19 protein-coding genes and 8 pseudogenes are annotated in these 20,174 nt (G+C 67.3%); 11 read left to right on the forward strand and 16 right to left on the reverse strand.

The window, feature by feature from the left end:
- Positions 1–236: 236 nt before the first annotated feature.
- The 3 genes and pseudogenes from ACFWUZ_RS26245 to ACFWUZ_RS26255 all read right to left on the reverse strand — a co-directional run bounded on the left by ACFWUZ_RS26245 (position 237) and on the right by ACFWUZ_RS26255 (position 1,311).
- A complete protein-coding gene (locus ACFWUZ_RS26245; RefSeq protein WP_384377678.1) occupies positions 237–458 on the reverse strand; it encodes a hypothetical protein in 222 nt (73 codons plus the stop codon).
- Between the two features lie 311 nt (positions 459–769).
- Positions 770–963 (reverse strand): annotated as a pseudogene (locus ACFWUZ_RS26250) (cold shock domain-containing protein); the annotation flags it as partial.
- Positions 964–975: 12 nt separating this feature from the next.
- On the reverse strand, positions 976–1,311 hold the full coding sequence (locus tag ACFWUZ_RS26255; protein ID WP_384377681.1) for a MerR family transcriptional regulator: 336 nt from the start codon (positions 1,309–1,311) through the stop codon (positions 976–978).
- A gap of 1,239 nt (positions 1,312–2,550) precedes the next feature.
- On the opposite strand from ACFWUZ_RS26255, the gene ACFWUZ_RS26260 reads away from it, so the two are divergent.
- Complete coding sequence (locus ACFWUZ_RS26260) at positions 2,551–2,835, forward strand: chaplin (protein ID WP_384377684.1); 285 nt, start codon at positions 2,551–2,553, stop codon at positions 2,833–2,835.
- Positions 2,836–3,055: 220 nt separating this feature from the next.
- On the opposite strand, the gene ACFWUZ_RS26265 is transcribed toward ACFWUZ_RS26260, so the two are convergent.
- The 6 genes and pseudogenes from ACFWUZ_RS26265 to ACFWUZ_RS26290 form a co-directional block, all read right to left on the reverse strand.
- Positions 3,056–3,334 carry a GlsB/YeaQ/YmgE family stress response membrane protein gene (locus ACFWUZ_RS26265; RefSeq protein WP_073907352.1) on the reverse strand — a complete coding sequence of 93 codons (279 nt, stop codon included), beginning with the start codon at positions 3,332–3,334 and terminating at the stop codon, positions 3,056–3,058.
- Between the two features lie 1,077 nt (positions 3,335–4,411).
- A complete protein-coding gene (locus tag ACFWUZ_RS26270) occupies positions 4,412–4,966 on the reverse strand; it encodes an SUKH-4 family immunity protein (RefSeq protein ID WP_384377687.1) in 555 nt (184 codons plus the stop codon).
- A gap of 41 nt (positions 4,967–5,007) precedes the next feature.
- A pseudogene (locus ACFWUZ_RS26275) lies at positions 5,008–5,184 on the reverse strand (transposase); the annotation flags it as partial.
- A 64-nt stretch (positions 5,185–5,248) separates the two neighbouring features.
- Complete coding sequence (locus ACFWUZ_RS26280) at positions 5,249–5,668, reverse strand: hypothetical protein (protein WP_384377690.1); 420 nt, start codon at positions 5,666–5,668, stop codon at positions 5,249–5,251.
- A gap of 145 nt (positions 5,669–5,813) precedes the next feature.
- Positions 5,814–6,749, reverse strand: coding sequence for a hypothetical protein (locus ACFWUZ_RS26285; RefSeq protein ID WP_384377693.1), 936 nt, complete (start codon positions 6,747–6,749; stop codon positions 5,814–5,816).
- Positions 6,750–6,857: 108 nt separating this feature from the next.
- Positions 6,858–7,082: pseudogene (locus ACFWUZ_RS26290) on the reverse strand (transposase); the annotation flags it as partial.
- Positions 7,083–7,150: 68 nt separating this feature from the next.
- Between ACFWUZ_RS26290 and ACFWUZ_RS26295 the strand changes: the two are divergent.
- Both ACFWUZ_RS26295 and ACFWUZ_RS26300 read left to right on the forward strand, forming a co-directional pair.
- Positions 7,151–7,351: pseudogene (locus tag ACFWUZ_RS26295) on the forward strand (IS5/IS1182 family transposase); the annotation flags it as partial.
- Between the two features lie 62 nt (positions 7,352–7,413).
- Entirely contained in the window at positions 7,414–7,950 is a 537-nt protein-coding gene (locus tag ACFWUZ_RS26300; protein WP_384377696.1) for an SMI1/KNR4 family protein, read from the forward strand.
- A gap of 34 nt (positions 7,951–7,984) precedes the next feature.
- Here the strand turns inward: ACFWUZ_RS26300 and ACFWUZ_RS26305 are convergent, their stop codons facing one another.
- The 3 genes and pseudogenes from ACFWUZ_RS26305 to ACFWUZ_RS26315 all read right to left on the reverse strand — a co-directional run bounded on the left by ACFWUZ_RS26305 (position 7,985) and on the right by ACFWUZ_RS26315 (position 9,793).
- Positions 7,985–9,106, reverse strand: coding sequence for an IS630 family transposase (locus tag ACFWUZ_RS26305; RefSeq protein ID WP_384377699.1), 1,122 nt, complete (start codon positions 9,104–9,106; stop codon positions 7,985–7,987).
- An 83-nt stretch (positions 9,107–9,189) separates the two neighbouring features.
- Positions 9,190–9,336 (reverse strand): annotated as a pseudogene (locus tag ACFWUZ_RS26310) (IS5/IS1182 family transposase); the annotation flags it as partial.
- A gap of 211 nt (positions 9,337–9,547) precedes the next feature.
- A complete protein-coding gene (locus ACFWUZ_RS26315; protein WP_384377703.1) occupies positions 9,548–9,793 on the reverse strand; it encodes a hypothetical protein in 246 nt (81 codons plus the stop codon).
- Between the two features lie 239 nt (positions 9,794–10,032).
- Here ACFWUZ_RS26315 and ACFWUZ_RS26320 point away from each other — a divergent pair, with 239 nt between their 5' ends.
- On the forward strand, positions 10,033–10,716 hold the full coding sequence (locus ACFWUZ_RS26320) for a response regulator (RefSeq protein WP_384377706.1): 684 nt from the start codon (positions 10,033–10,035) through the stop codon (positions 10,714–10,716).
- A gap of 176 nt (positions 10,717–10,892) precedes the next feature.
- On the opposite strand, the gene ACFWUZ_RS26325 is transcribed toward ACFWUZ_RS26320, so the two are convergent.
- Both ACFWUZ_RS26325 and ACFWUZ_RS26330 read right to left on the reverse strand, forming a co-directional pair.
- Positions 10,893–11,096, reverse strand: a complete 204-nt coding sequence (locus ACFWUZ_RS26325) for a cold-shock protein (RefSeq protein WP_030303412.1) — start codon at positions 11,094–11,096, stop codon at positions 10,893–10,895.
- Positions 11,097–11,344: 248 nt separating this feature from the next.
- Positions 11,345–11,680 (reverse strand): annotated as a pseudogene (locus tag ACFWUZ_RS26330) (MerR family transcriptional regulator).
- A 978-nt stretch (positions 11,681–12,658) separates the two neighbouring features.
- Between ACFWUZ_RS26330 and ACFWUZ_RS26335 the strand changes: the two are divergent.
- Positions 12,659–13,048, forward strand: coding sequence for an ATP-binding protein (locus tag ACFWUZ_RS26335; protein ID WP_384377709.1), 390 nt, complete (start codon positions 12,659–12,661; stop codon positions 13,046–13,048).
- A gap of 281 nt (positions 13,049–13,329) precedes the next feature.
- Here ACFWUZ_RS26335 and ACFWUZ_RS26340 read toward each other — a convergent pair.
- Positions 13,330–13,726: pseudogene (locus ACFWUZ_RS26340) on the reverse strand (hypothetical protein).
- A 47-nt stretch (positions 13,727–13,773) separates the two neighbouring features.
- Between ACFWUZ_RS26340 and ACFWUZ_RS26345 the strand changes: the two are divergent.
- From ACFWUZ_RS26345 to ACFWUZ_RS26355, 3 genes and pseudogenes are all read left to right on the forward strand, one after another.
- A pseudogene (locus tag ACFWUZ_RS26345) lies at positions 13,774–14,563 on the forward strand (IS5 family transposase); the annotation flags it as partial.
- A gap of 49 nt (positions 14,564–14,612) precedes the next feature.
- On the forward strand, positions 14,613–15,128 hold the full coding sequence (locus ACFWUZ_RS26350; protein ID WP_384377712.1) for an NUDIX hydrolase: 516 nt from the start codon (positions 14,613–14,615) through the stop codon (positions 15,126–15,128).
- A gap of 260 nt (positions 15,129–15,388) precedes the next feature.
- A complete protein-coding gene (locus tag ACFWUZ_RS26355; RefSeq protein WP_384377715.1) occupies positions 15,389–16,861 on the forward strand; it encodes a hypothetical protein in 1,473 nt (490 codons plus the stop codon).
- A 226-nt stretch (positions 16,862–17,087) separates the two neighbouring features.
- Here the strand turns inward: ACFWUZ_RS26355 and ACFWUZ_RS26360 are convergent, their stop codons facing one another.
- Positions 17,088–17,285 (reverse strand): hypothetical protein, encoded by a 198-nt coding sequence (locus tag ACFWUZ_RS26360; protein ID WP_384377718.1) that lies wholly within the window; start codon positions 17,283–17,285, stop codon positions 17,088–17,090.
- Positions 17,286–17,309: 24 nt separating this feature from the next.
- Between ACFWUZ_RS26360 and ACFWUZ_RS26365 the strand changes: the two genes are divergently transcribed.
- The 3 genes from ACFWUZ_RS26365 to ACFWUZ_RS26375 all read left to right on the forward strand — a co-directional run bounded on the left by ACFWUZ_RS26365 (position 17,310) and on the right by ACFWUZ_RS26375 (position 18,987).
- Positions 17,310–17,504, forward strand: coding sequence for a hypothetical protein (locus tag ACFWUZ_RS26365; RefSeq protein ID WP_384377720.1), 195 nt, complete (start codon positions 17,310–17,312; stop codon positions 17,502–17,504).
- 154 nt (positions 17,505–17,658) lie between these two features.
- Positions 17,659–17,838 carry a hypothetical protein gene (locus tag ACFWUZ_RS26370; RefSeq protein ID WP_384377723.1) on the forward strand — a complete coding sequence of 60 codons (180 nt, stop codon included), beginning with the start codon at positions 17,659–17,661 and terminating at the stop codon, positions 17,836–17,838.
- A 576-nt stretch (positions 17,839–18,414) separates the two neighbouring features.
- The gene (locus ACFWUZ_RS26375; RefSeq protein ID WP_384377726.1) at positions 18,415–18,987 is read left to right on the forward strand and encodes a hypothetical protein; all 573 of its coding nucleotides are present in this window, start codon (positions 18,415–18,417) and stop codon (positions 18,985–18,987) included.
- Positions 18,988–20,174 lie beyond the last annotated feature (1,187 nt).

Below are 20,174 nucleotides of genomic sequence, written 5' to 3' on the forward strand. Positions count from 1 at the left end.
ACAGGGCCTGGCTGTACATCGTGATCCTCACCGTCGGTTACATGATCAGCCGGGGGCTGGCCAAGTCGGGAAGCCGTGACCACTACGACGACCACTCCTGACCCGCCGCCGACGGACGCCGAGCTCGCCTACGAGCGGGCGGGGGTTCCTCGTGAAGGCGGCGGATCCGCAAACGGGTGGTACCAAGCCCACTGCGGTCTTCACCCAGGCGGCTCCCGGTAGGGCGGGAGAGACCGTCAGTCCCTGGCGATGGCCAGGCCGAGGAAGATCCCCACCACCAGCGAGACACTGCCGACGGCCATCACCGACCACGTGCCCGCCTGCGTGGCACCGAACGTCGAGGTCATCCCCGCCTGCGTCGCCGCCTGCGTGGCCTGCGCGCCGGCCATGGTCGCCTCCTGGACGGCCAGAGACGTCTCCAGCGCATGCATCTTGCTCTCCAGCTCAGACTGCTCCATCGTCCGTTCCTCTCTCACGGCGTGCCGGGCTGATCCCGGCATCACCGTCCATCGCTTCCCCATCGCACGGACACAGCCGCGCCAGCCGCCCGCGGTGCACTCGTTTGCCCACAGCCCGACGGGGCCAAAATCCGCCGACGGGACACCATCGAAGCGATCGCCGGCGCCATCACCGGCACCCTGACCCGCCCGCAGCTCCTCGCCCTCGGCCGCTACGACGACACCGGCCGCCTGCGGGCAGTAGTCCGCACGGTCGCGCTGCGCCCGGACCAAGCCCGCCAGGTCGCCAGGGCCTGACCGCCGCCGTCCCCGGGCACCCTGGACCGGGGTGCGGGCCCTTCTGGCCCAGGTGTGACGTCGAACGTCACGACCTGGCCCTCGTTGAGCTCGCGGAAGCCCGAGGAGTTGGTCGCGGAGTAGTGGGCGAAGACGACGGGCCGCCGCCGTCCTGGGCAATGAACGCCAAGCCCTTGGACCAGGCGCGCTGGCCGGCCGAGACCGGCACGCGCTCCTCAGCTCAAGCTACGGCCGCGGGATCCGGCGACAGTGCGACACGGTGTTCGGCGTTGATGCGCTGGGCTTCCTCGAGCTGGTCTTCGAGGATGACGATCCGGCATGCGGCCTCGATGGGCGTGCCCTGGTCGACGAGCTCCCGGGCGCGGGCGGCGATGCGCAGCTGGTAGCGGGAGTAGCGGCGGTGTCCGCCCGCGGAGCGCAGCGGCGTGATGAGGCGGGCTTCGCCGATGGCGCGGAGGAAGCCCTGGGTGGTGCCGAGCAACTCGGCGGCCCGGCCCATCGTGTAGGCGGGGTAGTCGTCGTCGTCGAGACGGCCGAAGGTGTCGTCTGCTGTCATTGCACCTCTCTGTGGAACGCGTGGAGGGGCCCGGGTGCCTGCTGGCACCCGGGCCCCGAAGGAACTGCTACACCATCTGCCGGCCCTGATACTGCGCCGGCTCTCTGTTTCCGCAGACCCGGCCTGAGCTTCGCCGGGGGTGCGGGGATCGCGGATGCGTGACCGGAGACCACCTCACTATCGATGTCCTGCGGTACCCGGACTCGCGTGGCGTCCGGGCGATCCTGATGGCGCCTCAACTCCTCCGTTCTTCCCTCTGGTGAACAACTGCTTACCTGCGGGAACTGCTGTACTGCTGGTACTGCGAACCGCGGGTACTGCTCCACTCATTACTTCTGGTACTGCTGGTGATGCGAACTGCTGATACTACTCGCGACCTGGCCAAGCGTCACGACTCCGGCAGCCAGCCCCGTTGCCCATCCTGCATCTGCTCTGGCTTAGAACCCCACTGCCGAACTTCCCGGTGCGCGCGCCCGCAGCCGACGCCTTCACCGAGGTGCTGCTCACTTACTTCACTGCTGGGTACTGCGTACCGCGGGTACTGCTCACTGCTGTACTGCGAACTGCACTTGCGGGTACTGCCAACTGCGTGAACCGCGGTACAACTGCGTGAACCGCGGTACTACTGACGGCGGCCCCTGAAAACTGCGGGCCACCCGGTCCGGCCGCCAGTCCCGTCGCCATCCTGCAAAAGCTCTGGCTTCGAAACTCCGCCACCGCACCGTCCTACGCACTGCAACTACCTGTACTGCGCGTACTGCTGCCTGGCAGTTCGTCTCTGCCAGGCCCTTCGATCTCTCTGGGCTACGAGAGAAACCATAACCACGTCACAGCCCAATGTCTACTCTGGCCAACATAGATTTCCGTGTGCTCGGCAGTGAGGCGGGCCCGTTGGCCCGGGTGAGAAGGACACAGTGCCTTATGGCGAGCTTGCGCTCCGTGCGGTCCGGCAGTCGCACCCAGAGGTAGGCGTTGTCCGCGTCGACACCGTTCCAGCCGCTGCCGACCTGGACGACTTCCCCCTCGTAGATGGCGGGGGTGCGGTAGTCGCCCTGGACCCCGTCCCCCGCCGGCGCCGCTTGTCCCGCCGGGCCTGATGCGCGCGCTGTGTGTCCCGTCCCACCGCTGCTCAGCTCACTGATTCGGCCCATTGCCCGTGACGGTCAGGCGGTTCCGGCGGTTGTGAGGTGCGTCGTCCGAGTTTCATTCCCGGCTCACCGTGAGTGCAAGGAGAGTGTGATGTTCCGTATCGCCAAGACCGTAGCCGTTACCGCCGCCGCTGGTGCCGTCCTGGCAGGCGGGGCCGGCATCGCCGCCGCCGACGCCACCGCCGAGGGCGCCGCCATCGGCTCCCCCGGCGTTCTGTCCGGCAACGTCGTCCAGGTCCCCATCCACATCCCCGTCAACCTGTGCGGCAACACCGTCAACATCGTCGGCCTCCTCAACCCCGCCTTCGGCAACACCTGCATCAACAACGGCGGCACGGACGGACACCACAAGGGCCAGCAGCACGGCGACCACTGACAGCGGCAGGTCCTGGACCCCGGCGCACTCACCGCGCCGTCACGTCCAGCGCCGTGTGAACCAGCCCCAGCGCCCAGCCCGGTGCCCGGGGCAGCCCTCCGCCTTCCAGCGGCCGGCTTTCTCGCGATACCGTGCTGTGCGCTGCCGTTTGCAGGGCAAACGAAACGGCTCCACCCCTCGGGGGGGGAGCCGTTTTGTCGTATGCGGTTGAGCGCGTGGGTCAGGCGTGGCTGTGGTGGCGCTTGTTGCCGGTGACCAGGCGGTAGACGGCGAGGAGGATGACGGAGCCGATGATGGCGGCGATCCAGGTGGAGAGGTCGAAGAAGCCGTCGATGGAGTCGACGCCGAAGATGACCTTGCCGAGCCAGCCGCCGAGCAGGCCGCCCGCGATCCCGATGAGCATGGTGATGATGATGCCGCCCGGGTCCTTGCCCGGCATGAGCGCCTTGGCGATGAGGCCCGCGAGCAGTCCTATGAGAATCCAAGCAAGAATGCCCATGACGCGTCTCCTACCTCGATGTATAAAGCTGTTGTCAGTGATCGTGTATACCGCGACGCGGTTTTCAAACCCTCCACTCCTCTGGTCCCGGCGCTGAAGACGGGGACAGAACTCAGTCAGAACTTTCGCTTTCGTGCTCTGGGGGCAGCATGTTCTTCACCATCGGTGCCGGATGTAGGGGAAGAGGGATCTCGACGGTGCCGCCTGCGAGGTGAGGCAAGCGCTCGGCGAGGAAGCCGAGGGCGAAACGAAGGACATCGTGGCCAAGCTGCCAGCAGTGGCCGCTCAAGGGTGGCGAGGATCCCGGGCGTGCGCCATCGGTCGGTCGACAGTGCGGGCAGCGTCTCGCTCGTTGTGCGGGTATGGACGGCGATTCGAGGGCTTGGGACCCGTGTCTGTACGGGACGGGTCCCCAGCGCCGCGCGCTGAGGTCCCACATCGAGACTGCCCTCGCACGGCGCCTGGGGGTCACGGCCAAGCTGTCGGCGTGGCCCCATCCGGCGGGACCAGGCCGTGCGACAGCTGGTGCCGGGCCTTAGGTTGCAGCCACACGGCCACCCTCGGGATCGGGGCCCACTCCGCGTTCCCGACGTGAGCCCCCCGTGCACTTAACGGGGATCCGGACGCTGCCGGACAGCCGCTCGGGGGAACGGGTATGGGCAATTCCGGCGGCGCCGGCCGCGGGACGGCCACGCGATCCGTTGGTCCGCCCCGGCTGGCTGGGCCGGGTTGCCGCCGAACGCCGTCGGGTAGTAGTCGACGACGACCTGCTTGCGCTCGATGTCATCCCGGCCATGGCGGGAGGCTGACGTGCCGACCCCGTCCGGCTTCACCCTGATCGAGGTTCCGCCGGCTGTCTGCGGCGCGGGAGCACCGCCCTGCAGCTCGCCCGGATCGCGTCCGAGCAGCACCTGCCACGGGCGTGGTTCCCGGAAATGATGATCTTGGTCGAGGGCATGTATGCCCGGAGCTTCGTCATCCCGTATAGCCGTCAACCTCCAGCGCCCCACCGCCGCAGTCAGGTTGAAACTTCACTGGCCAAGCGAGCGGCCCCAGCCGCCCGCCGGCGCGCCTGCTTCACCAGATTCCCTGTTCAAGTTCTTCCATAGAAAAAGTCCACTGGCTTTCTTCGTCAGCGAAAGGCGTCGGGTCGAACGCTTCGACAGCTTCCCGGAATCTGGCTGCAAGCTCTTCCGGGTCTGCTCCATTTTCGTGGTCGATTTCGAGCTTGCGCAGCTCGATCAGGGCGAAAGCGAGGGATTCGATGTCCCGGTGCAGCTCGATGCAATCGATGGCGCCTTCGGGGAAGGCATAAACTTTGCCTGACTCTGGGTCCACGGCTAGCAGCGATGTGAAAAGGTAGCCCAGGCTCCACCAAGATCGGCTCTCGTCAGAGCACTGAAGTCCGTAGTGATCGAAGCGGCTTCCGATGGTGATTGCGCCGATCTCCGGATCGTAGGGGTCCTTGACATCCGTGCGGGCGGTGAACACGTCTGATGTGGGGAGACCGACCGTGCTAAGAAAATTTGCGGTACGCGGTTCCAGTCCTGCGGCGCCTTGGTGGGGAAAATAGGTGACGCCGCCAAGACCGCAAACGCTGATAACGTCTTCCGGTGTAACACTAAAGCTCACTGGCCGCCCTAACTGATCTATTTGCGCCACAGCACGAACGGCTCGGCGGTCACATCTCTCCAGCTCACGTTCTTGCGCAGCACGTAAACGATGCCCCGCAGGGCGGCGCGATCGTCGGCCGGCAGGCGCCCGGGATACCGGTGACGCCGCGGCGGCCGGGGCGGCAGCAGCGGAGCGATACGTTCCCACAGGTCATCAGGCACAAGATCATCCGACACTCGCACCACTTGCCGCCACCAGACCCGACCGCCAAGCGCCTACGCCAAACTCATCCTGGAACGATCAGTTGGAGTCTGAGCGCAGCCCCAGGGCGCTGTGCTGAATCACGCCGGCCGGGGCATCAGCAGAGCGTGACTTTCGACGGGTCAACTCCACCAGCCTCGAGCGGAGCTCCGGCGCTGGTTCGCCCAGCACGATGGCAGTGATCACCAGCTCGAGCATGACGCAGTGGTAGGCGTCGTCCGTGCCTCCGTATCGTTCGCCATCACGCTCTACCACGGCACTAGCGATCCGCCATCCGCCGCCATCAACCGGTGCGAAGGTCGCCGCGAAGACTCCGTAACCGGTCCAGCTTCGATGGAAGAAGACGACCTCACCCTCTGTGAAGACGTCCCACTTCTCGTCCATGTCCTGCGCCCCGTAGCCACGCTGGATTCGCTCCCAGTCCTCATCTGACCAGATCCGCTGAGGCAGCTCCGACATCGGCCGAGGATCTGATATCGGCTGGACACGACACATGGACCGAGTTACACGTTCGTCAGCAGGCATGGAGCGATCTTACGGACGAGGTCGAGCGCGACAGCAAACTCCTCGTCACCCTCATTGTGAAACGAGCTGTTAAGCGGGGCTACGCCTCGTAGACGTGGCGCAGGACGACGGTGCGGCGTACGCCCGCCTCCAGCATGGCCTGGGAGCGGTGTTGCCCGTTGATGTAGCCCCCTTCGCTGTCGGGCTGGATCGCGTCCCACGTGCTGAACAGGGTAGCCAGGGCCTCGGTCTCCCAGTCGGTAGCGCCGACCGATGCTGCGTACGCCACGGCGAACTCCTGCACGTCCTCGACTCCCATGGACTGCGCGCGGGCATCGCGGAGCACCTGCAGCGCCATCGCGTTGACCCGGTGCCAGTCTCCGCGGTGGTACCAGCAGCACGTACGGGTGGCATCCCGCGGCATTACCTGCCGCACCCAGCGCCGCCACCAGGGCACCCCGGCCGGCATGCAGTGGGGCTCGCGGAACGGGCGGGGGCGAGCAAGGCGGGTCACCGCGAACTCCTCGAACAGCATCTGCGGGTCGGGCTCGGCGAGGCGCGGCACGTAGCCGGCGCCACGGCCGGTCTCGACCGGGCCCCCAACCAGCGCGTCGAGCTGCTCCTGAGTGATTGCAGACCACAGTGGGCGGCGCAACCGGTAGCGGCTGGCCTCGGCAAACACCACCCGTCGGAAGCGGGTCTTCTGGATCGATCCCTCCCGCCACAGCTGGCGCTCCACCCACACCGGCGGGAGGTCCTCCTCGGGGCAGTGCCGCTCCCACACCGCGGCCGCGAACCTCTCCGCGCCGTTCATCAGGCTCATCCCCTCACCGACGTGCTGGGTGACTACGGCAACGGAGCGCGCCCCGGGGGCAGTGAACAACTGCATTCGGAACGTCCCCGGCAGCCCGGGCGCGGTGAACATGTGCTCGTCCACGGTGCGCTGGCGCGCAGCCGCCAACGTACTGAGATCGTCCTGGCGATGGTCGTGCGGCGCCGGCTCGGGGGCCGGACCGTCGGGGAGGTCATCGGTCATGCCCCGATCATTCCCGACCTGTCGCCCGGACCCAGCCGGTTGTCCGGACTAAAGTTTGTTGCAGACGGGTGGGTGCGGGCAGGTCGGTGTGCCGCCTGGCCTGCTGTTTCACCGGGCCATGGCGAGGTTGTGCATGGTGGCGACAGCCTGGACGGCGTGGTGGAGGCCGTCTCCTTTCTGGCAGCAGTCGCGGAGGATCTTCCAGTTCTTCATGCGGGCAAAGGTGTGCTCGACGCGGGCGCGGACGCGTCGGTGTTCGGCGTTGTCCTCTTACTGGCCGCGCAGGAGTGGGCGTCCGGCTCGTCTGCGGTGCGGGACGATCAGTCCGGTGCCTAGTGCTGTGACCGGGAAGGTTCGCCGGGTTGAGGACGCTGGGCCCCTCTGTGATGGATGAGGAGGGCGGCGGTGATCGCAAGGACGTCACCCAGCTCATGCCCCTGCTCGATGACATCCCACCCGTTCGGGGGCCCGGACCTCAGTCCGTCTTCGCGGGCCGTGGCTACGACCACGACATCTACCGCCACCAGGTTCGGGCCCGCGGCATCCTTCCGGCCATCGCCCGTTGCAGCACACCCCGCGGCAGCGGCCTGGGCGCCTATCGGTGTTGTCAGAGGGAGGCCTGATGATATTCCCGGCCAGTCACATATCAGGGACGAGGGAAGACATGCCATCGCCATTGGAACGCCTCCAGGCACTGCTCGGTGAGCCGGAGGAGGCGTGGGGCTGGCCGCGCCGAGAGGTCTGGGAGGCCTCCGAACGGCACCTCGGTGTCACGCTGCCCGCGGACTACAAGGCCTTCATGGACGTGTACGGGCCGGGAACCCTCGGCGGGTACCTCCACCTGGACCGGCCGACGGGTCTCATGACCCCTGCCGAACTCGAGGACTTCTGGTCCCTGGAGGCCTGGCGCGATGCACGGAGAGGGTGGGAGGACCTCTACCCCTTCCCCTTCCACCCCGACCCTGGTGGGCTCATCCGCTGGGGCCACGACGAGCACAGCAGCGAGTACTACTTCCTGGCCAGCGACCCGGATCCGGGCAACTGGGAGATCGTGGTCGGCAGCGAGTGCGCAGAGTGGTACCGCACCAGCGGCACCTTCACCGACTTCCTGATGCGCTGCTTCGACGGCCTCGACCGGGCGCCGTTCATGGACCGCGCCTGGCCCGGAGGCGACGCCCGCTACGAACCCTTCGACATGTAGTGCTGTGCCCGGGAAGGCTTGCCAGGTCGGGCGGTCAGGCTGCTGTTTGTAGTGGTCTGCCACCCCATCGGATGCCCTTCTCGCTGCGGCTGCGGGCGCGTTCGCGTCGTAGGGCTGTGAGGACGTCGGGGTGGCGGGCGTTCTTGTTACGCCACCGCAAGTAGGCGTGCAGGGCCCGGGTCTGGGCGGTGTGGTTGGGGTGGTGGGAGTTGGCGAGGGTGAACTGCCGTAGCGGTCCGAAGTGGGCCTCGATGGGGTTGGCCCAGGAAGCGTAGGTCGGGGTGAAGCACAGCTCGACCTTGTTCTTGGCCGCCCATCTCTTCATCCGCCAGTTCGTGTGGGCGGAGAGGTTGTCCAGGATCACATAGATCGGGGCGCCGTCCGGGCGGGCGGCGCGGATCGTTCTCAAGGCCGCCCAGGTGTGGTCGATGCCCTTGCGGCGCCGGTTGACGCCCCACATCTGGTCATCACCGATCGAGTAGCAGCCGTGGAAGTAGGTGATGCCGTGGGTGCGACGGTAGGTCGCCGGGAGGCGGTCGGGGTGACTCCTGAGGGCCCAGCAGGAGCCGGCGGTGGGGCGGATACCGAGCGGGCCGAACTCGTCAAAGGCGAACGTGCGGTCCGGCCGTTCGTTGATCGCGTACTCGATCCGGTCCAGCTTGGCGTCAAAGTCCGGGTCCCGGGACTCCTTCCAGGTCTTCGTCCTCTGGAAGGTGATCCCGCGGCGGGCCAGTAAGCACCGTGGGGCCTCGCGGCCGATCCGAATCGGGCGGACGATGTTGCGTCGTAGGTGATCGGCGAGCTTACGGATCGACCAGCGGGTGAAGGGCTTACCGACCCGAGTCGGGCGGGTGGTGGCCGTCTGGATCACGAAGTCCTCGTCGTCACCACTGAGCAGGCGGGGACGGCCTCCCGCCCACCGAGGGTCCAGGCAGGACAGCCCGATCTCGTTGAAGCGGTGGATCACGTCGCGGACGGTGTCCTCGTCCGCCTGGACCAGGCGGGCTATGACCGGGACGGTGCTGCCGCCGGCCGAGGCCAGCAGCATCATCGCCCGTCGAAACCGCACCGAGCTGGTGCTGCCCCTCCGCACGATGTGCTGGAGTTTCTGCCCCTCCTGCTCGGTCAGCCCGCGGACCCTGACCGGTTGCGCCATCCCGCCTCCCCACGCTGGTTGGAAGCGTCGTCACCTCCAACCAACACAACGAGCAACCCGGCGAAGGTTCCCGGTCACAGCACTAGATAGGCGCCGTCCGCGATGACGGTCGTCCCGGCCGCTGCGGCCGGCAGGCCCGATTCCCGCCAGACGTGGGCATCGGCCTTGTTGCCTGGTGCCGGTCGGGCGCTCGAGACGACCAGGCGGCTGTCCGCGTCGATGACGACCTGATCAAGACCGCCGAATGATCACGACATCACACAGGCCCTAGGTTCTCGTGCAACGAGGTGAAGTCGAGCGCGCGGTTCGCCATTCTCGCGTGCCAGCTACTCGACGCCCACCCGGGCCGGCCGCTGTGGAGCGGGCAGCCCGAGTGGACCGGTCCGGCACGTCAGCCGGACGCGTCGTACAACCCGGTGGTGCGAGGGCCGTGAGCCCGTCTCAGTTGCCGATGCCGGAGCTGCCGATGCCTGAATTGCCGATGCCGTGGCTGCCGATGCCCGTGTTGGCGATGCCCGCGTTGCCCAGACCCCAGTTGGCGATGCCCGCGTTGCCGATGCCGTTGTTGAAAGCGCCCGCATTGCCCACGCCTGCGTTGCCGATCCCCGCGTTGCCCACGCCGTCGGCGCTGGCCGCGCCGGCGCCGCAGACAGCCAGCGCTGCCGCTGCACCCAGCGCGACCGTCACACGGAGAAGAGTTGTACGCATCGTCTTATACCTCCTGGTTTGGAACTATTTTCCCCTTATCTCTAGCACGTAGCTGTACCGGATACGGGCATAAATGTCCGAAGCCGCGTGTCGCCCAGCTGCCTCGAACGATGGTGTGCGGGTCACAGGTCGACGAGGCCGGTGACGCCTCGCTCTCCGGCCCCGTATCAGCCCGGTGTCGATTCCGCGCCGCGCATTGAAGGAAAGGCTCACACCCCATGACCCGGGTGCTCGTGGTGGAGGGCGACCCCCAACTCCTCCGCGCGCTGAAGATCAACCTCCAGGCGCGGAAGTTCGACTCCCAGGAAGCCGCCACCGGAGCCGACGCGCTGCGGCTCGCAGCTGCACGCACACCCGACGTCATCCTGCTGGACCTTGGACTGCCGGACATGGACGGCATCGATGTGATCAAGAGCATCCGGCGCTGGAGCAGAGTCCCCATCCTGGTCCTGTCCGCCCGGCGTACCTCGCAGGAGAGGGTCCGTGCCCTGGACGCGGGCGCGGACGACTACGTGACGAAACCGTTCAGCATGGACGAGCTGCTCGCCCGGCTCCGCGCAGCCACCCGCAGGGAGGCGATGCCCGGCGCCGCGGACCGGTCCCCACTGGTCATCACCGAAGACTTCATCATCGACCTTGCTGCGAAGAAGGTCCGCCGCGGGGAGCACAGTGTCCGGCTGACCCCGACCGAGTGGCACCTGCTGGAGATTCTCGTCAGCCACCCCGGCCACCTGGTCAGCCAGCGCAAGCTGCTTGTGGAGGTCTGGGGACCTGCATACGCCGACAACGCCACCTACGTGCGGGCCTACATGGCAAAGCTCCGGCGCAAACTGGAGGCAAACCCCTCCCATCCCAGGTACCTGATCACCGAGCCGGGCATGGGATACCGTTTCGAACCCTGACCGTTCGCCCAGGGCCCCGTACACCCAACACCACCGTTCAGGGGGCGCCGTACGGGGTGGATGCCTGCACCGTTGAGGCGTCGCCGGACAAGTCCGGCGTCCATTGTTCCGGTCAGTACAGGCACCCGCACGCGTCTATCGCGGTCCCCTCGGCCCTGCGGGCAGGGTGGTGAAAGTCAGGCCGGGGTGATGTTCTCCGCCTGCGGGCCCTTCTGGCCCTGGGTGACGTCGAACGTGACGACCTGGCCCTCCTGGAGCTCACGGAAGCCCGAGGAGTTGATCGCGGAGTAGTGGGCGAAGACGTCCGGGCCGCCGCCGTCCTGGGCGATGAAGCCGAAGCCCTTCTCCGCGTTGAACCACTTCACAGTTCCCGTAGCCATGTCTCATACCTTCCAGACGATGAACGCCTCCCACGATGTGCGGAAGGCGCAGGTGATCGCCCTGGTTCCTGCGGCACAGCACAGCAAAACACCCACGCCGAAAGCGTGGGCAAAGGGAACTTCCGAACCACGACAGCTGACCCAGACGCTACACGCCCACAACGGGCTGTCACCAGAGGAAACGAGTTCGCGTCACGCCTTGGACCAGTGCGCGCAAGCCCGCCGAGGACCGGCGGGCGCGCCCCACCTCAAGCCGCGACCGTTGGGTTCACCGGTTCGGCGGCGCGACGGTATTCGGCGTTGAGACGCTGTGCTTCCCCGAGCTGGTCCTCAAGGATGACGATCCGGCAGGCGGCCAATAGGGGTGCCCTGGTCGACGAGTTCGCGGGCGCGGGCGGCGATCCGAAGCTGGTAGCGGGAGTATCGGCGGTGACCGCCGACGGAGCGGGCGGGGTGATCAGGCGCGCCTCTTCGACGGCGCGGAGGAAGCCCTGGGTGGTGCCGAGCATGTCCGCGGCTCGGCCCATGGTGTAGGCGGGGTAGCCGTGGTCGTCGAGACGGCTGATCCGGTCGTCTGCTGTCATCGCACCTCACTGCGAAACAGGTGGGGAAAGGGGTCAGAATGCGGAGAGGGGCCCTGGTGCGTACGACACCAGGGCCCCGAAGGAACTGCTACACCATCTGCCGGCGCTCAGTACTGCGCCGGCCTTCTGCTTCCACAGACCCGACCTGAGCTTCGCCGGGGTGCGGGGATCGCGGATGCGTGACCGGAGACCACCTCACTATCGATGTCCTGCGGTACCCGGACTCGCGTGGCGTCCGGGCGATCCTGATGGCGCTTTCGCTCCTCCGTTCATCCCTCTGGGATCACTTCACTTACCAAACGGGAACTGCTGGGTACTGCTCTCACTGCGGTACTGCACCTACTGATGCTGCTGGTGATGCCTACTGCTGTTACTGCGAACTGCTTGTACTACTGGCGGCCTCTCACAGCGCCACTTCGGCAGCCAGCCCCGTCGCCCATCCTGCATCTGCTCTGGCTTAGAACCCCACTGCCGAACTTCCCGGTGCGCGCGTCCGCAGCCGACGCCTTCACCGAGGTGCTGCTCACTGACTTCACTGCTGGGTACTGCGAACTGCACTTACTACGGGTACTGCCACTGCGTTTACTGCGGTAACTGTTCGCGGCGGCCCCTGATCACTGCGGGCCACCCGGTCCGGTCGTCAGCCCCGTCGCCGTCCTGCAACAACCCTGGCTTCGGAACTCCACCACCACACCGTCCTGCGCACTGCAACTACGGGTACTGCGAGTACTACTGCCCGGCAGTTCGTCTCTGCCAGGCCCTGCGGTCTCTCTGCGCTACGGGAGAAACCATAACCACGCCACAACCCAATGTCTACTCTGGCCGACATAGATTTTCGCGTGTTCGACAGTGAGGGAATCGGCCTCGAACAGCGACACGGGTAGGGCGCAAGGCGGTCATCGCCGGGTTAACCGCCGTAGGCCGGGGCACAAGCAGGCAGACAGGCCGGGCAGCGACGATCGAGACCAGGGTGGCCTGATGGACACGACGAGCGTCAACGTCGCAACCGCCCGCTCCTCGACATCCGTGGCCAGCGCACGGGAGAGCGCCCGACGTTTCCTCGAAGATCTCCTGCCGGCGATCGCAGCTGAGGCCGCCGACACCGTGGTTCTGGTCGTTTCGGAGCTCGTCACCAACGCCCTGCGCCACGGCGGCGGCACCTACGCCCTGGACTTGACCGCGCACCCGGACAGCATCGAGGTGGCCGTGCACGACAGCAGTCCGCGGTCCCCACGCATGCGCACCCCCGACCTGAACAGCGGCACCGGAGGCTTCGGCTGGCCCTTGGTCAACCGCCTCGCCCGCGCCACCGCCGTGACCCGCCAGGCAACCGGCGAGAAGACCGTAAGTGCCCTCCTCACCCGGTAGCGCCAACGCGCCACCGTCACCCGGGTGACCGCTCTCCCCCAGGCCAAACTCACCGATGGCTGCTATACCGCGTGTCGGCCCACCTTGCCCCACGGGCAACCACCTCGCCTCACCGGACCGGCTCCCGCCGCAGGTGATCGCGATGATCCGGGGTTTCGGCGGCTGGCACCGGACGGATGCAGACACCGTGTGCCGCGCTGCGAAAGCTCACAGCCATGCCAGAGTCCCGGCGCCGTCCCACACCAGGACTTACTGATCGTTTCAGAATGGGGTCGGGGCGGTCATTCTTCGTCGAGTCGCTGGAGGACCTGCGTGAGGGCACCGGAGTCGAGCAGGCCGACGACCAATTGCGTCATGTTGCCGATGCCGGCGTCCCGAACGATCAGGCCGTCGGAACACCAGAAGTAGCGCCCGCCCAGCTCTTCGCCCGTTCGTGACCAGCGCTTCATCAGGCGCTCGACCCCAGCAAGGGTGAAACGTGGTCGCGCTCCAGCGTGAGCCATCCGCTGTCAGCCGCACCTCGACGTCGACGTTGCAGACGGTGCCCAGATCCTCGACCGCACGGGGCAAGAACGACGCCACGAACCGATCTGTGCGAACGCGGTACCAGGGACCGTCCCAGCCTTGCTCAGCGGTTTCGGCTCCGGTGTTGGTCTTCCGGGAAGTATGTCGACCCAGCCCGGTGTGCTCAACCAGGTGCTTGGGCAAGCTGCAGCGTCGTGACCATGAACGTTGTCCCCGACGAGCTGTGGGATCGGATAGCCCCACTGTTGCCGGTGCGGCCAGCGCGCTGGCACCGCCATCCCGGACGGCTCCCGGTCCCGGACAGGGTCGCCCTGGCCGGCATCATCTACGTCCTGCGCAAGGGCGTGGCCTGGCGCGACGTGCCACGCGAGGTCGTGGGCTGCTCCGGGGTGACGGCCTGGCGTCGGCTGCGGGACTGGACCGAAGCCGGATTCTGGCCCCGACTGCACGGCGCCCTGCTGACCGAGCTGCGTCGCGCCGTGCTGCTGGACTTGGACGACTGCGCCGTGGACGGTTCGCACGTCCGGGCCCTCAAAGGGGGAATCACGTCGGCCCGTCGCCGGTCGACCGCGCCCGCCCTGGCTCCAAGCATCACCTGACCGTCGATCGTCATGGAACCCCGCTCCCGATCACGCTCACCAGCGGAAACCGACACGACGTCACCCAGCTCGTGCCGCTGCTGGATGCGGTCCCACCGGTCCGAGGGCGCAGGGGACGTCCTCGCACCAAGCCGCGCGGCGCCTGTACGCCGAGCGGGGCTATGACTTCGACAAGTACCGCCGTCTGCTGTGGAAGCGCGGCATCAAGCCGATGATCGCCCGCCGGGGCGTCGCCCACGGGTCTGGTCTCGGCAGGGTGCGCTGGGTGGTCGAGCGTTCGTCTGCCTGGCTGCACCAGTTCAAGCGCCTGCGGATCCGCTACGAACACCGCGCTGACCTGCATCAGGGGCTTGTGCAACTCGCGTGCTGCATCATCTGCCTGCGCCGCCTCTCCAAGGGGCGCCACCGCACCTCGCCCCCGTCGAAGGAGAAACCAGTCAGTGACCTCCGCCGAGCCGTTCACCCGTATCAAGATTCGCGTCGCCGCAGCCCTGTTCAACGGCGACGAGATCGCCCTCATCCGTCGCACGAAGAGCGGCCAGGACCAGTACACCCTTCCAGGTGGCAACGTCGAACCTGGCGAACCCATCTATCAAGCCCTCGCACGTGAACTCGACGAAGAACTGGGCCTGGACCTCGCAGAGGCGAGCAGCGTTCCACAGTTGACCTGGATCCAGGACGCCATGGTCACCCGCCCCGGCAGCACCCCACCCCGCAAACTCCACCTCGTCTTCCGCGTCCACATCGACAACACCACCCGCGCTCGCCTGCGCGCCATTGAGCACGATGACACTGCTGGCGCCGGCCACCTCACCTGGCGCCACTACAAGGACACGGCCGACCAGGCGCTGTTCCCACCGGTCCCACTCGCCGAGCTCGTTACTCCCACGGCGCCGCTCGATGCTGCCCGGGCACTGCTACCGACCATGGACGACAGCAATTACCACTGGATCTGATCCGCCGCCGTGCACCACGGGACCCCTTTCTGAAACCACCCGTATTGCACCATGTGTTCGAATTCTCTTCCGGCACGCCCGTGGTCGCGCTCCGCCGTACGGCCCCGTCCGCCAGGCTGTCGCGCCGAGTGCGGGTCAGGCTGCCCACACGCCGCCGCGACCGCGGAAAGGAGGAAGTGCCTGTCACGACCGCCCTATCCCCAACGAACGCGCGTGAGAGACTCGGTGGTCGGATCGCCGAGGCAGAAGGGCCGCTTGCCATGTCGGACGCCATACCGCCGCCGGTGCATCTCGACAAGGTGGTGGACGGGCTGGCGGAAAACCCTGCACTACCGTCGGAGCTTGTCCACCGGCTCCTCGGATACCGCAAGGGCCTTGGCAGGGTGGCTAAGCGGCGGGACCTGAGCGATGGCGTGATCGCCGAGATCATTGCCACAGACGATCACTGGCTCACACACTCTCTCGCCCTGAACCGCAGCCTCCCACAGGCCTTCCGGATGATTCTCGCGGAGCACCCGGATCCCGCGATACGCAGGGCTCTGGTCGTTGCAGCGGACGGCGCACCGCGCGAGCTGTTCGAGCTGCTGCTCGACGACGGCGACCCGCAGGTCCGCGAACACTTGGCGCAGAGCGATCACATGCCGGCAGACCTGCGTACCCGGCTGGCGGCGGACCCGAACCCGAAGGTCCGGGCGACGCTTGCCCAATGGTGGCAGACCGCCCCGGAACCAGTGCGCCGACTGCTGCTGACAGACCCCGACGACTCAGTACGAGCAGGGGCCTGCGCCACCTACTTTCCCCGGCTTCCCCATCCCGTTCCGCCGGCAGACCTCGTCCCGGACCTGTTGGCCCACCCGGTCACGCGCGCCGGGGCGGTGCGCCACTGCAGGCTGGACACCGCCACCGCCCACCGGCTGGCCGAAGATCCGAACGATGAGGTGCGCGAGGAACTCGCGGAGCACCCCGACCTGCCGCCGGCATTGCGCGACAAGCTTGCCCAGGATCCCAACCTGCGCGTTGCACTCCGTGTCTTCGCCCGTCAGGACACACCGGAGCCGATCCGTATTGCGATTCATGTACAGATCGTGTCCGACGTGCCTCCGCTGGACTGGCTCGCGGACCACCAAGCCCTGGACGACGACGAGCTCGACCGGGAACTCACGGGCGAGATAGCCCGCGCGGAGCTCCGGACACTGCGCCTGCCGTGGGTGACGGCCGACCCCGTGCCGTACGTGGACTCGCCATACGTCTGCTTCCGCGCCTCGGCCGCGATGTCCGACCACCTTCCGCCGCCGCTCGTCGCTCAACTGCTCGACGACGAGGAGAGCAGCGTGCGTACCACGATGGCTCTTCACGCCCGAGACCGGATCGATCCCGACACCGCCGAGCGCATTGAGCGAACTTACCGTCCGGAGAAAATGGTCAGATGGCGACCGGCCGACGACTTCCCTCTTCCGGCAGATGTACTGCGGCGCCTGGCCACAGACCCCGACCCCAGAATGAGGCAGCTGGCCCCGCGGGACCCCGACCTGCCCGTGGAACTCGCGCGCCGGCTAGCGGCTGACCCCGAACAGATGGTGCGCCGCACCATCGCGACCCATCATCGACTTCCGGCTGAGGACCTGACGCGGCTGCTTTCTGATCCGTCGGAATCTGTCGCGGCCACTGCAGCCGCAAACCCGAACCTGCCAACCACAGGGATGCACCAGCTACTCGCCCTCGCAGGCTTGTGACGCTCGATTGTGCGCGGCCGGTACCGGACCGGGATGCTGAAGGCCGTCGAGTGGCCGCGCGTGAACGTACCGGGGGCCGGTCTCCCGAACCCTAGGTCCTGGCCGCGGCGACTCGACGGAGCCGTAGCCCGCGAGGAGCACCGAAGCCCTCCAAGGACACGCTCTCGCTGCAGGGCAAGCTGTGCTTGACCACAAGTAGGAGGAATTGCGCAGGTACGCAATACCGCTACTTCACCAGTGGAGACGGGACACCACCGAAGCGGTCGTCGGCGCCGTCACCGGCACCCTGGCCCGCCCCCAGCTCCTCGTCCTCGGCCGCCACGATCAGGCAGGCCGCCTGCGCGCGGTCGGACGTACGGTTCCGCTGGGCCCGGACCAGACCCGCCACGTCGCGGAGCACCTTGTTGCTGCCGGTGGCGGGCATCCCTGGACGGGCCTGCGGTTCGCCGTGTCTTGGGGGTCGCGCGACGTCCTGGACGCGATCCTGGTCCGTCCTGACTTGGTCGCCGAGGTCAGAGCTGACCGGGCCGTCGACCGGGGCGGCGTCTTCCGGCACCTGCTGCGGTTCAAGCGGCTGCGCCTAGACGTCACCGTGGAGGACGTGCCCGGCTTCGGGGCCGGGCCAGCGGCTGCCGCAGGGTGAGCGCCTGAGATGCGGTCCAGCTGACCGCTCCCGGGCGCGCCTGGATCTCATGTTGTGATGGTTTCTGCGGTGAAAGCCGCCCCCCCCCACCCACCTGGGTGACCCGCGCCAGCGGAGGCTTCCGGCGGGCGGCGAGCCCGGCTAGAACCCGGGCGTGATCAAGAACCTGATGCGCCGCGGTCTGCCCACCTTCGCCTTCGCTGTCCTCCCCCTCCTCACCACCGCCGTATCACCCGCCTCTGCCTACCCGGTCGCACCGTTGGCGGAGCTGTCGTTTTCCTCCCCCTCACCGGCCTACCTGGCCGCCGGGGCTCCACTGCGCTCGCGCCGCTGACGCTGTTCGACGCGATCGACCTGCTCCCCGTCGCGGACGAGCAGCGCGAGGGCTACAACCGGGACCTGTACAAGCACTGGAACAAGGGGCTCAACGCCACCGACGGCTGCGATACCCGCCGAGAGGTGATCTTGTCCGAGGCGCGCCAGGTCCCGGCCGTGGCGGAGGGCTGCAAGCTGTTCGGCGGGGTGTGGGTGTCCCCGTACGAAGACGTGAAGGTGCCGGACGCACCCGGGCTCGACGTAGACCACTTCGTATCCGCACCTGCGACGGTCCGAAGAGGCTTTTAGACAGGTCACAGCGTCAGCGGCATACCGCTGACGCTGCGTACGCGGTTGTTGGGGCGGCCCTCTGGCCCATGCATTGAGCTCCGCGATAGGGTGCCGATCTTGCTGAAATTTGTTGCCTCCGGAAATGAAGTACAGGATGCATATCCTGGACAATCCCTCCGAGCTGTCGGAGCGTGCTCAGGATCTCCTCCGTCGTACAGGCCGACGTGAGAGTCCAGTCAGGTTCGAAGTCCCGATAGAGATGTGGCGGGTGCACGACCGCGCTGGCCATCTCGTCCCGGCGCCCATGGAACTCATCATCCGATGCGAGGGCTTCGAGCAGAGGTTCGGTGGCCTGCGCTACCAGGTGCGGCACAGCTGGACCCTGGACGGGGAGCGATACGAGACGGCCTACAGCTGGGAATACGACCATTTCGGCATGAGAACACGGGCCTGGCAGGATCCCGCGCGAGGCGGCTGGTATTTCGAGTGGATCGGAGAGCGCGTGTCGAAGCCGTGCCGGGACCTGATCCATACAGATGGAAGTGTCGGCACCGACGTGAACGGCAGCAGTCCGTACCTCCCCGTCGCCCCCTCGATCACTCACCTGATCGAGTCCCATGCCCTCACCGATGCCGTCTCCGTTTGGCGGCCCTGGCCTGCCGGCGGTTCCGCGGCCGCCTCGGCCGCCGAGGTTCTCGACGGACTCGTCCATGTACCGGAAGCCTCGTGGGAAAGCTCGCGATGGCGGCTGTCTGAGTCAGTTGCGGTCTTCGACAGCGAGAGCTGGGACCGCGAGAATCCGAGTCGTCGTGTGCGCATCTGGTCGCGGGACGAGGTCAGCCACCGTCAGGTCCAGGAGGCTTTCGCGGGTCGGTGAGTGAGGTCTTGGCATCTCGGGATGTGGATACCCAACGGCTCAGTCGGTCTCGTATCGGGCCAGGCGTCTGCGCATACGAGGCCTCCTGTAACGCGCTGCGGAGCTTCGGCCTGATCCGGGTACCCCGTCCGCCCGAGCCTGCCGTCGCCGCCCCGCAATCGCCGGAGCCCAAGGCCTTCAGCCTGGAGGCTGTGCTGAAGACCATCGACTTCAGCAAGATCGACCTGGGCGCACCGCGGAAGACGTGCATGCAGGAGATCGTTATCCGGCGGAAGCGGAAGACGGGCTGAGGCCCCCCGCTTCGGATCGGTGATCTCGTACAGGACCCGGTAGCGCCCGACGTGCATCCGGCGAGGGGCCGGGGAAGGCGGGCGCGCTGCTTGCGGTGGGCGTAGGTGGTGAGTCGGTCCGTTTGGCCCTGCCGCCTCCTCGTCTGCGGGGTGTCGCCCGGGGCCCTCGTCCCGGGCGGCCGTACCCGTACCCACTCGCACCGTGATGGTCCGTTGCCCCGTCAGTACGTGGGGCAGAGGTTGGTCTGTACGGCGGCGAGGATAAGGCGGCCTTGGTGGGGCCGAAGCCGTCCGGATGGTTGGGGCTGATGAAGCGCCGGTTTGTGGACTCGACACGCTTGGTCGGGTCTTTCTCGTCCTTCATGGACTGGCACTGACTCAGCCCGCGGCTGACGGCTTTGTCGTCCTTGCCGTTGACAATCTCGGGGTCGATCTTGTTGAGCGCGGCGAGGTAGATGGCGCGCTGCTCGGGGGCGGGACTGGGCGGGATGCCGGCGGCTGCGGCTGCGGAGCTGAGCGCCTCGGGGGCGATGCTCGACTGCGATGCGGACGGCGAGGCGGCGACCTTGTCGTCGGGCTTGGGCTCGCTGGTGACGGCCTCGGAGCAGCCGGTGAGGGCGAGGAGGCCGGCGGCGGCGAGGAGGGTGATGGCGTGGTGTGTGCGCATTGCGTCATGGTGTCGGCGCTGGGACCGGTGTGGGTGGGCTGTGGCTGATCTGTGACGTGCGAAAGCCCCGCACGTTGGCGGGCTTCTGTGTCCGGGCACGTGGTTCCCCGCCGTGCACTATTTGAGCAGCAGAGCGCACCGCCCCCTGTGACCGGAGAGACGGGGGACGCCCGGAGCGCCCCCCGTCGCGGTCTTCGCCAAGAGGTGGCAGCAGCCCCATGACGGTCAGG

Source organism: Streptomyces sp. NPDC058646, from assembly GCF_042716875.1.
Classification (GTDB): Bacteria; Actinomycetota; Actinomycetes; order Streptomycetales; family Streptomycetaceae; genus Streptomyces.